General features: G+C 36.2%; 3 protein-coding genes. All 3 read right to left on the reverse strand.

Features of this window, described 5'->3' with window-relative positions; all coding sequences use genetic code 11:
* Window positions 1-2,583, reverse strand: a 2,583-nt coding sequence (locus tag E1163_RS08920) for a non-ribosomal peptide synthetase (protein ID WP_155171092.1), incomplete at its 3' end; no start/stop codon positions are given.
* A gap of 68 nt (window positions 2,584-2,651) precedes the next feature.
* The gene (locus E1163_RS08925) at window positions 2,652-12,170 is read right to left on the reverse strand and encodes a non-ribosomal peptide synthetase (protein WP_155171093.1); all 9,519 of its coding nucleotides are present in this window, start codon (window positions 12,168-12,170) and stop codon (window positions 2,652-2,654) included.
* A gap of 603 nt (window positions 12,171-12,773) precedes the next feature.
* Window positions 12,774-13,130 (reverse strand): aminotransferase class III-fold pyridoxal phosphate-dependent enzyme (locus tag E1163_RS08930; protein WP_155171094.1); only part of this gene is annotated, 357 nt, incomplete at its 5' end.

The raw sequence follows: 13,130 nt of genomic DNA on the forward strand, positions 1-13,130 counted from the left end.
CAAGCCCATCCCTGTTATACATAACTCGCCTAAAGCTCCCCTGGGTATTAACTTTTGTTCATTGTCCAGAATATCAACAAAAGTATTGTTTATCGGCCTGCCTATCGAAATTCTATTTTTACTTAAATCTGCACTTGTAACCTTGGTTATCGTTGATGCTACTGTCGCCTCGGTAGGGCCATATTCGTTATAAAATTCGTACTGATTACAATACTTGCTTGCCAAAGAATAAGTACATTCTTCCCCGCCAGCGATTATTCTAATCAAGCTACTTTCGTTCGGTAAGTCCAGTTGTTCTAAAAATGATGGTGTAGCGTGAAGGTGGGTTACACGATGGTCGATCAAATATTCTGAGAACTTCTGATTATCAACGATTATTTCTTTATCAATCAGCACCAACGTACACCCTGTCGTTAATGCTAACCATATTTGTTGGGCAGAAGCATCAAATCCAATAGAAGAAAATTGTAAAATGCGTTCTCCAGAATTAATACTTAAGGTATTTCTCTGCGACAGTACTAAATTAACAATAGAGCGATGTTCAATTTCTACACCCTTAGGCTTACCGGTAGACCCTGATGTAAACATGACATAAGCAATATCACTAGGCTTTATGGCTGACTCCAAGCTTCTACAACTTTGAAGTTCTACTTTATGCTTTCGTATATTAATTAACTTTATTCTTTCCTTTAAAAGCCCATTGGTGTCCTCATCCGTCAGCAAAAAACCTATTTTACCTTCATTCAAAATGGCTCTAACACGGCTGGCAGGAAGTGTTTTATCTATTGGCAAATAAGCTGCATCAGCTTTCATTATTCCTACCAAACCAACAATTTGGTCAATAGATCGATCCATCATTAAACCCACAACACTTCCCAGACCCACACCTTTGTTCTTTAAAAAATTAGCGACCTTATTAGATCTTTGGTCAAGTTCTTTATAAGTCAACTCAACATCACCGTGTAGTACTGCTATATTTTTTGGACATTCGTGAACCTGCTTATTTAGAAGCGAAGTAAGAGTCAGTTCCTCCTCCCACTCAATTTTTGTATTATTAAAGTCATATAGAAGTTGTTGCTTTTCTTGATGAGATAAAATATCTATTTCGGTAATTATTATTTGAGGGTCTAACAGTATTTGATTTACTATTCTAATGAAGTATTCTTTGAACCTCTTAATAGTACTTTCCCTGAACAGCTCAGTGGAGTAATCAAAATTAAACCATAACTCATCCCCTGTCTCAGTAACACTTAAGGTAAGATCAAATTTTGAAACTTGACTTCTCAATCCCGTTGATTCGAATTCAGAACTGTCAGGGTCTTGAGAAGTTGCAATGAAATTTTGATAGGAGAACATTACGTCAAATAACGGATTGCGATTAGTTTCACGAGCAATGTCCAATTCATTTATCAGTTCCTCATATTGATACTCTTGATTATCAAAGCAAGATATTGTTTTTGTAGTAACCGACTTTAAAAAATCATAAAAAGTTGACTCACCGTTCAATCTATTACGCAGTACAATTGTGTTAACAAACATACCAACCATATTTTCTAAATCGGCATGCTGGCGACCTGCCGACGGTGTGCCTACAACTATATCTTTACTACCACTAACTTTACTCAGAAGTATATTAAAAACACTTAAAATGACCATGTATTTAGTGGACCCTCTCTTAAGGGCCAAATCTTCCAAGCCTTTGCTCAGTGAAGTATTTAAATAGAATTTTAACTGTGATCCATTCATGCTTCTTGTTTTTGGCCTGTCATAATCAACAGGTAATTCAAGAGCTGTAGGTAATTCTGAAAATAGTTCAAGCCAAAACTGTCTCTGTAACCCTATATTTGACTGTAGTAATCTTCCCTGTTGCCATTCAGCATAGTCTTTATATTGTAGCTCAATTGCTGGCAAGCTTTCTCCATTGTAAAGACTAATAAAATCATCTATTAAAACATTTTGAGATAAACCATCAGTAATAATGTGGTGTAAATCAACCATTAGAAAATACTCACAATATTTATGTTCAGAATCTACAATATTTTTGACTAATCCTGCTCTAATCAGTGGTGCTTGACCAAGGTCAAATGGCCTTACAAATGATTCAAAAACGGCTTTTAGTTTATCACTCTCAGTTTCGTAGTATTCAAGATTAAAGTCAATATTTTCTGATATGATTTGCACAGCCTCCTCATTAATCATGGAAAAGTGAGTACGTAAAGGCTCATGACGGTAAATTAGCGAGTTAAAGGCTTTTTTAATATTTTCAATTTCAACATTTGCACCCAGTTTAACAGCCTGAGAAATATTGTATGCTGTTGATAAACTATCATAATGGTGAATGAAATAAAGTCTTTTTTGAGATGAGGATAATACATAATAATCCTTTTTTTTGACTTGTGTTAAATCAGGTTTTTTATTCATCCCTTCAACCAAACGAACAAGCTCTTCCTTATTTTCCTTGATCAACTTTTGAAGGTCAGGGGTCAGAGTCCCTTTATTTGCTTTAACCTTTAGGTTAAAATCCTTAACATGAAGCTTAATTCCCTTGCGAGTTAATTCTGCTATAACTTCATACGCAGTCATATTCTATGATTTACAATATTGAACAACTATTTATTAGGTTTAGATGGAACTACTCAAAGTATCAAATACTAAAACTCAAACTCTTCTTCATCAACCGTTGCTAAACCGTCTTCAGTAGATGTAAACGCTTCAATAAATAACCTCAAACCTCGTATTGTTGGAATCTGAAAAAACATTTTGAGTGGCATCTCAATATTATACTTTTTATTAATTCGGCTTGTTACCACTGCAGCTTTTAGTGAATGACCACCCAGTTTGAAAAAATTGTCATCCATTCCAATATTTTTGACATTAACCTTAAGCACTTCCCCCCATATTTCAGCTAAGGCCCACTCAAGAGATGTGGTTAAAGGTATAGATTCTTTTTCATTAACTATATCAACAATAGGTAGTGCCCGTTTATCAACTTTCCCATTAGGAGTTAAAGGAATACTAGGAATTTGCATATAATGGGATGGGATCATATAATCCGGTAAGCGAGATGCTAAGTAGTGCTTTATTATTGAATCACTTAATTCACGGGGCGAAACAAAATAGGCCACGAGTAAATTATCTCCATTAAACTCATGCACAGTAACAACTCCCTGCTCGATATCATCATGATCAATTAAAAGGTTTTCAATCTCACCCAATTCTATGCGAAATCCACGAATCTTCACCTGATTATCTATGCGGCCTATAAACTCTAAATTACCACCTGCTTTCCATCTCGCCAGGTCTCCTGTTCTGTATAAACGCTCCCCTGGTTTATAAGGATGGGAAACAAATTTTTCTTCGGTAAGCTTATCATCGTTGATATACCCTCGAGCCAAGCTAGAACCTGCAACACATAACTCTCCTACTATTCCTACAGGTTGTAAATGATTATTTTTGTCCATAATCAGGACCTCAACATTAGTGATAGGTTTACCAATAGATATATTTAGAATATCATCGTTTAACTCATAACAAGTGGCTACTACAGCGTTCTCAGTCGGACCATAATTATTGACTAGCCTATAGGATTTCTCTATTACCTGCTTCAAACGATCACCTCCGGTCATAAGAACTCTCAGCGAATTATTATCTAATTTTATAAATTCTTCAAAAACCTGAGTTGGCAGAAAACTTATCGTTATCCCATGACTTTCATAGTATTCGTTCAACTTGAAAACATCATGCCTAAGCTCATGATCAATAACATGGATGCTTGAGCCACTAATCAAGTAAGGAAAAATCTCCCATATCGATGCATCAAAACCTATTCCCGCATATTTAGTACTACAATCCTCCGATGTGACCGTGTAGAACTTGTTATGCCAGCAACATAAATTGGTCAATGCCTTATGCTCAACCATTACTCCCTTAGGGCGCCCTGTACTACCCGAAGTATATATTACATAGGCTAAATGATCCTGAGTAACATTTAATATGGGGCTCTGAACAGTCTCATTATAAATATCCTTATTATGAAGATCCAGGAGTAACCCCTCAAAATTTAACCCTTCAATTAGACCTGATTCGGATAAGAGTACCCTGCTTTTACTATCGCTAAGTATATACTCCACCCGTTCCTTAGGATAATTAGGGTCAATAGGAAGCAAAGCTGCACCACTTTTCATTATTCCCAGTATTCCTATGATCATTTCTAAAGATTGTCCTGCCATTAGCGACACAATACTACCTTCTCCAATACCTTTTTCCTGTAGGTTATTCGCTACGCTGTTGGCCTTCCTATTTAAATCTCCATAACGTAAGTGAGTCCCATTATAAACCAGTGCTATATTGTTTGAAAACTTTTCTACTTGTTCTTCAAACATATGAAGCACGGTTATCTCGCTAGGAGCATGAATATAAGGCCTGTTAAATTGATGAAGTATTTCTTGCTTCTCATTATCGGTGATAATTGAAATAGAAGACAAGGTTCTATTGGGATCTGATAGTATGGAGGTGACAATTCCCTGAAAATAAACTATGAAACGTTGTATGGTCTCTTCTGTAAATAAATCCGTAGAGTATTCAAAACCTAAAAATAGATCTTCCCCATCATCCGTGACCATCAAACTTAAATCAAATTTTGAAATACGATGCTCTAATGAAACAGATTCCAAGGATAGACTTGTACCATCTAAAGGTTTATCTTCTACTGAACGATACGAAAATAAAACATCGAATAATGGGTTGCGACCTGAATTGCGATCTATATTTAATGCGTCTATCAAATCCTCATACTGATACCATTGATGATCAAAATAGGACAAAGTATTGATACGGAGTTGAGACAAAAAATTCAAATAACTTAACGCACCTTCAGGGCGATTACGCAATACTACCATATTTACAAACATACCTACCATATCTTCTACATCCACATGTGAGCGGCCTGCGACAGGAGTACCTATCACTATGTCCTCCTGACCGCAAAGCTTACTTAAGAAAATATTGTAGATACTTAAAAGCACCATATAAAGTGTGGAACCGGTATTCTCTGAAATAGATCTTAATGCTCGACTCTCTTCTGCCCCTATCGAAAAGCGTGCATAGGCCCCCTCATTCGACTTAACAATGGGACGTGGAAAATCAGTTGGCAAATACAATACAGGTAGTTCATCTGCAAATAATTCCAACCAAAAATCCCTATGAGCAGACAGTGTTTGTTGGTGCTCCTCCCCTTGTTGCCACTCGGCGTAATCTTTATAGTGTAAATCAATTGCAGGCAACTCTTTCTTATTGTAAAGAGAAAGGAAGTCTCTAACAAGTATATCATGAGATACGCCATCGCTAATTATATGATGCATATCAAATAATAAAATATACTCATCTTCCTTATCCTCAAATGTCTGATGGACTAAGCCAGCTCGAATTAATGGCCCCTCATGAAGGTCGAAGGGCCGAATGAATGACTCCGCTATAGCTGATATATCGGCCCCATCTACTGAATAATGCTCCAATTCGAAAGGTACTTCTTCCTGAACATACTGAACCGGAGCCTCTCCTAAAAGTCTAAAACAAGTTCGTAATACCTCGTGTCTTGAAATTAATGACGAAAGTGCGGATTCCAGGTTATTGACAATCACGCTACTGCCCAGCTTAACCACCTCAGGCATATTATATAACAAAGAACTTTTGTCAAATTCATACAAAAAGTACATTCTCTTCTGTGCAGAGGACAGTACATAACAGTCTTTAGTTTTTGCCGGTTCGATCGGCTGATAAGAGAATTTTTCCAAATTGTCTATATACTGTCCCAGGCTGTGAACATCTTGGTAAGCAAAAACGTGTTTCAAAGGAACTTCCACCTCTAAAACCTTTTTAAGGCGATTCACCAAAACAGCTGCTTTCAGAGAATGTCCACCTAAGTCAAAAAAGCTCTGATTAGTGCTGATTCCAGACTTATCCAGATTTAGTATATCCGACCACAAATCTACCAATAGTATCTCGGTATTAGTTGCGGGTTCTACGTAACTTTTAGTAGCATTTACTTCCGGTAAGGGTAACGCTTTACGGTTTACCTTTCCACTGTTTGTCAGTGGTAATTCATTGATTAAAATAAAATAGGTAGGTATCATATAATCAGGCAAGTTTTGGGATAAATGCTCTTTCAAATCATGTATTTCATGCTCTTGAGAAGACATGTAATATCCCACCAAAAACTTACTTCCTGAAATATCTTGCGAAACGACAACAGACGTACTTATCCCTGGATAGGTACTTAAGTAATATTCTATTTCACCTAACTCAATGCGGAACCCACGAATCTTTACTTGATTATCAAGGCGCCCATGAAACTCCAGATTACCATCTTTCCACCGGGTCAAATCTCCTGTCTTATACATTATCCGGCCATCTTCAAAAGGATTGTTTACGAATCTGTCAGCGGTTAATTCAGAATCTCCAATATAACCCCGAGCCAAACCTGCTCCTGAAATATATAATTCTCCCAAAGCGCCCTTAGGTAAGAGTTTATGATCACTATCCAATACATAGGCGCTGGTGTTGGCAATAGGTTTACCAATACAAACTTTGGAATCAAGTGGTAACTTCTCCTGAAAAGGAGCTACAAAAGATGTTACTGTAGTTTCGGTAGGTCCATATTCATTATAAAATGTATAGTCTTCACAAAATTTATTTACAATTTTCGCCTTACACTCTTCACCTCCAGAAATTATACGCCTAAGATTATTAGGCTTATCAAGCTTGATATGTTCTAAAAAGCTGGGCGTGGCATGGAGATGAGTAACTTTATTCTCTTGAATATATTCGGCAAATTTCAATTCATCCAGAAGCACTTCCTTGTCTATCAAAACAAGCTCTGCTCCAGTTAGAAAAGCTAGCCAAATCTGTTCAACTGAAGCGTCAAAAGACATTGAAGAAAACTGTAGAATCTTTTCGGTTTGGTCTACACCAAACCTTTCAATTTGCGAGAAAATTAGATTTACTACAGAATCATGCTTGACTACAACACCTTTTGGCCGGCCTGTTGAGCCAGAAGTATAAATAATATAAGCGTTGCTTTCTGATAGCTTTACAACATCTGGATTTTGGCTTGAGTATGACTCTAAATCGATTGTAGATATATCAATGCTATTAATATGATGGTTGAAATCATTATGAGGTGCCAAATTCGTCAAAAGTAGCCTTGCTTTAGTTTCGGTGAGCATGAAAGAAATTCGCTCAACAGGATGAGATATATCTATTGGTAGGTATGTACCTCCTGCCTTTAAAATGCCCAAAACAGCGACCATTTGCTCGATACTCCTGTCCATTTTTAAAGCAATCACATCTTCTGAAACAACTCCATTGGAGATCAAATAATGCGCCAGTCTATTTGCCTTTTTGTTTAACTCTCTATAACTGATTTGCTGCTTACAATGAGTCAAAGCTATATTTTGAGGCTTACTGTCTACTTGCGTTTCAAATAAAGAAATGAGGTTACCTTGATCTGGAATATCAAGTAGAGTGTCATTGAAGTCGAATATTAACTCCTTACGCTCTTCGAGAGAAATAATGTCAATATGAGAAATTTGAATTTCTTCATTCTCTAAAATACTTGCCATTATTCTTTCCATATATGAAACAAATCTCAGAATTGTTTCTTGCTTAAAAATTTCAGTTGAATACTCAAGACTTAAGAAAAACTGATCACCTAATTCCGTAATTATAAAGCTGAGGTCAAATTTAGATACTGGACGCTTCATAGGATAGGATATACCTTCTATGGCAGAGATCCCAGACTCAATTTCCTCTTGCTTTTGATACAATATAAGAGTATCAAACAGTGGATTGTGGCTTGTATCACGCACGATGTTCAATTCGTCAATCAACTCTTCGTATTGATAATCCTGATTATCAAATTGTGATAAAGTTCGAGATTTAATCTGTGATAAGAAGTCACTGAATTTTTTTTCGCCGCTGACAGTATTTCGCAGAGGTAAGGTATTGACAAACATACCTACCATGTCTTCTAACTCGGCCAACCGACGACCAGTGACCGGACTCCCAATAACAATATCTGTCTGACCTGTAATTTTGCTCAAGAAAATATTGAATACACTCAGGAATATCATAAAGTCAGTCGTACCAGCCGACTGAGCCATCGATTTCAATTTCGATGAAGTAACTTGATCCAGATGAAAATTTATAGTATCTCCTGCATAGTTCTTTTTAGCGGGCCTATCGAAATCTGTTGGTAATTCCAAATAGTTTGGAAGTTCTGAATATTGGTCCAGCCAAAACTGTCTCTGTTTATCTTTACTTTGAGTCTGCAGCTTTTGATTCTGCCATTCCGCATAATCCTTATAATGCAATTTTACAGGGGCCAATTCTTCACCATTATACAGAGCATTGAATTCCTTAATCAAGACATTCTGAGAGATACCATCCGTAATGATATGATGGATATCAACCATCAAAATATTCTTTGAATGAGAGTCCCTACAAGAGGACTTATTTATTACTCCAACCCTTATTAAAGGAGCCTGATTTAACTTGAATGGTCGAGTAAAGTTAGAGATAACTTGCTCTTCACTAATACTTTCATCGTTATATAATTCTAATTTAAAGTCTAGATGTGGTAGTACCTTTTGAACTATTTGATTATCCACATAATCAAAATAGGTTCTTAATATTTCATGTCGATTAATTAGGCCCTGAAAAGCCTTTCCCATACGCTCTAGGTCTATTTCAGATTTCAGTTCAACAAACTGTGAAACATTGTAAGCCGTGGAAGTGGTATCTAACTCATACAGGAAGAATAGCCGTTTTTGTGCCGAAGACAAATGGTAGTGGTTTTTAGCCGGAGCTTTGGCAATTACACTTTCAACCTCTCCTGATTCGCCTGCTTTGTTATTTGCCTGGTTTGATTCAATAAAGCTGCATAAACCAGAAATACTACTGTATTCAAAAAGGACTTTCAAGGAAATGTTACAGTTAAACTCCTTCCTAATCCGTATAATAAAATTTATAGCCAATAATGAGTGTAGACCAAGTTTAAAAAAGTTATCATTGACCCCAATCAGTTCCTTTTCTATTTTGAACACTTCAGACCAAATCTCTATCAACTTATTTTCAATCAGATTAGGCTTTTCAGCTTCAGACTTAACCTCATACTTATTTAATAAGGCCAAATCAATTTCTCCGTTTTGAGTAAGCTCGAATTTCTCAAGATATACGAACTCTTGAGGTATCATAAACTCAGGTAATTTGCTCCTACTGTGGTCTTTTATATCAGTTTCATTACTTCCTTCTTTCGAAGTATAAAAGGCTCTGAGATAATGTTTCTTATTTCGATGAGGAAGAATAACAACATTATCAATATGTTCACCAACCAATTGAGAACCCATCTCCGTTAAATTGAAATTAAAACCCTCCAACTTAACAAAGCCATTTTTTTGACCTACTAAAATAAATTCACCGGTTTCAGACCATTTAGCAAGGTCACCGGTGCGATATAACATAGCCCCAGGTCTATAAGGGTGCTGTAGAAATCTATTTTTGTTTACTTCAAATTCACTTGCAAAGTTTTCAGTAATACCTGCAATACATAAGCAAACCTCTCCTACAATATCTTTTGGTAGTAGCTGACCATTTTTGTCTAAAATATACAAATCATTTTTACCCGGATAGTAAAATTGAGTTGGTTCATATAAATCGGCTGTTTCCGATTTATCCAACTTTGAAATATAAATAATATGAGTTTCAGGTAAACTGTATTGAAAGAACAAGTCGGTGCGCTCATCTAGCCCTTCGATTAGTGTATGACCAAAGCTTGAGTCATTAACCACAAGGCGTTTTAAATTACCTAATTCCTTCAGAGGCAGATCTTCATGCCTTGTAACACAAGCATGAGTAATTCCATATTTCGCAAAATTAACCGACTCTTTTTCTCCTTTGTACAGAATGGAATGCTCAATCAGAACTAATGATAATCCATTCAATAATGCAAGCCATACTTGGTCATAATTACTGTGAAAAGGTTTGTTGAAAATTTGAACTACTACCTCTTCATCGCCAAGTTTAAATATTTCTGCTTGCTCCTTCGCACTGTTAGAAATAAACTGATGTTCATAATGAATTGGTACCGGGTGACCTTTATCACTAGGAACATAATCAATAAAGGCAACGCTATCAGGTTCTATTTGGCCTCTAAAATATTTGTATTCAGCTTCTTGAGGTTCTATGCTATTAATATTGAATATCTCAATATGTTTTTCATATATTGATGTTAATTCATTATCGGCAAGTAAAAATCCGGACTCACATGTTGATAATATTTGCGCTACATAGGTTTCGGGATATGATATATCTAAAATCGAATATGCGCCTCCCAATTTAAGAATTGCCAAAGCACCGATAATGGTTTTTATCGGGTCAGCCAAACTCAATATTCCTCGGCAACCCTTAGAGTAACCTTTGTTATTGAAGAAGTAAGCTAATTGGTCTGAAGCCTTATTTAATTCGCCATAATTAATACAACTGCCATCGTGTATTAGAGCCGTTCGATTAGGATCTTGATCTAGTTGTTTTTGAATAAGAGATGTTATGCTTTCTTCACAGCTAACCCTTAGTCTGTTATCACTAGTCTGCTTAATAATATCATTTCTCTCTTGTTCAGACATTAAATGAACAGCATCGAGCTTAATGTCGGGGTTAGAAATTATCTGCTCAACAATTTGGCTGAAGTATTGAGCAAACTTTTCTATCTTTTGTTTCTTAAATAAGGCCTTTGAATATACAAAGCTTAGATAAAACCTATCAGCGGACTCGGCTGACATTAGAGACAGATCAAATTTAGAAACTACCGGAATATCTGTAAATGATTCAGAAACGACACCAGGAAGATTCGATTCATATTCGTCAAAATTTTGATGTACAAACATGACATCAAATAATGGATTTCGATTCAGTTTACGGTCAAGTCTGAGTTCCTCTACTAGTTCTTCATACTGATATTGCTGATTATCAAAACACTGGATTATTTCAGAGCGGATCTGAGTTAAAAACTGTTTAAAAGTTAATTTACCGTCGACATGATTGAGAAGAGGAAGTGTATTAACAAACATGCCAATCATATTTTTAACCTCCGCATGATTTCTGCCTGCCACAGGGGTTCCTACAACAATTTTATCCTGACCACTAAGCTTGCTTAAAAGAAGATAATAAATTGATAGTAAAACCATGAAAGTTGTACCTCCCTGTAACTCGACAATAGACCTTAACCGCTTGACCGTTATTTCATCAACTTCAAAATTGACCACCCCTCCTTCATAAACACTTGTTTTAGGTCTTTCAAAATCATATGGCAATTCCAGTTGATCAATTCGGTCTTCAAATTTATTCAGCCAGTAATCTTTTTGTTTTTGTAAATTACTCTCTAGGATGTTGGTCAACTGCCACTCAGCATAGTCCTTATATTGAACACCGACTTCCGGTAGTGACTCTCCTTTAAAAATGGCCTCGAACTCTCTTATTAAGATGCTCTGAGAGGTACCATCACTTATAATATGATGCATATCTACCAACAAAAAATGTTCATCTACGAATTGCCTATTTCCCTGCTGGGGAATTATCACCCCTGCCCTTATGAGAGGTACTTGACTTAAATCAAACGGCCTTATAAACTTTTCTACGACACTTGGCACATTGGTATCATTTGACTCATATTCCTCTAGTTGGACCTCAACAAAATCACTAATTTTTTGTGCCGGCTGACCGTTAGTTATCAAGAAACAAGTTCTTAGCATCTCGTGACGCTCAATCAACGTATTAAATGCATTCGTCAATTTTTCTAAGTCAGGACTACCTTTAAATTTGATAACCTGAGGCATATTATACGCCAATGAATGCTTATCAAATTCATAAAGAAAATATAGACGCTTTTGAGCGGAAGACAAGGCATAAAAATCTTTTAAAGGAGATTTATGAATTCTTTTGAAATGTTCTTTTTCCTTCAGTTTTTTAATCCAAGATTGGAGCTGCTTAGCATTTTGTCGGATTTCAGGCTCTAAAGTGCTTATGTCTAAACCTGCCGGAATGTTCAATTTGAGTTTATCATCCACCACATCGACATCTATATCATGCTGTCTAAGTTTATTAATTAACCATTCCATATTTTAAATCAAAATTGTTGTTCTAAATGGGTATTAAGGGATCAATATTGGGTCGACAAAATGTCAACTCTACCTAGGATTTTCGCAGATTTCAATCAGTCGATCCAGAACCTCGATTACGTAGGGTGACGCATGCTGAAACCTATTGCAATACACAAACCATTCACGATTAAAATGATCAATCACCTTGAGAAATTCGGAATCGACACTCGATTTACAGCACACCCCAAATGAAGTCCGTCACTAATTACTCATTACATGGTAAGAGTATCAGGTACCTGGTTCGCAGAGTAGTTTTTAATGCATCGGAGCATTCGTTTGTAAGTACTAAAGTCTTCTTTATCGTATTGTCTTTTAACCTTATTCACTTCCCGATTTGGGTGTTGTTTTTGCACCAAGTAAATCACTTTTAAGTCCTTTCTGGTGTTTTCTATACCCGATTGAATGTTCTACCTGACTACGATATTTTCCACGGACATTTTCTTCTTGCAATAGAAGCGAACTCGTGAGCATCCAGATACAGGTATTTCAGTAAATTACCTTGATCTAAATAAATCTCATTCGTTTGGACACCACTTTCAAACTGTCAAAACCGATTTACCTTCAATAGGTCACTTGCTGGGTTGAATTCTCAACACTTACACAATGAGCTTTCTCAAAAATGGACAAGGCATTATCAATTATATCTTTATTAATTGTCAAAGGAGGCAAGAATCTGATCACATTGTTGTAGTGCCCCCCAATTTCAAATAATAGACCTCTTTTAAAGCTTTCAATTCTTATTCTCTTAACTATCTCCGAATCGGGAGTTTTAGACACTGTATCTTGCACATATTCAATGCCCAACATCAGTCCCTTGCCTCGAATATCTCCAATAATTGGAAATGATTCTTTTAATGATTCCAATCTCCTTAAAAGATAAATTCCCATTTTTTTGCAATGGTCTGATATATTATGTTC

This window comes from Fulvivirga kasyanovii (assembly GCF_009711405.1).
Lineage (GTDB): Bacteria > Bacteroidota > Bacteroidia > Cytophagales > Cyclobacteriaceae > Fulvivirga > Fulvivirga kasyanovii.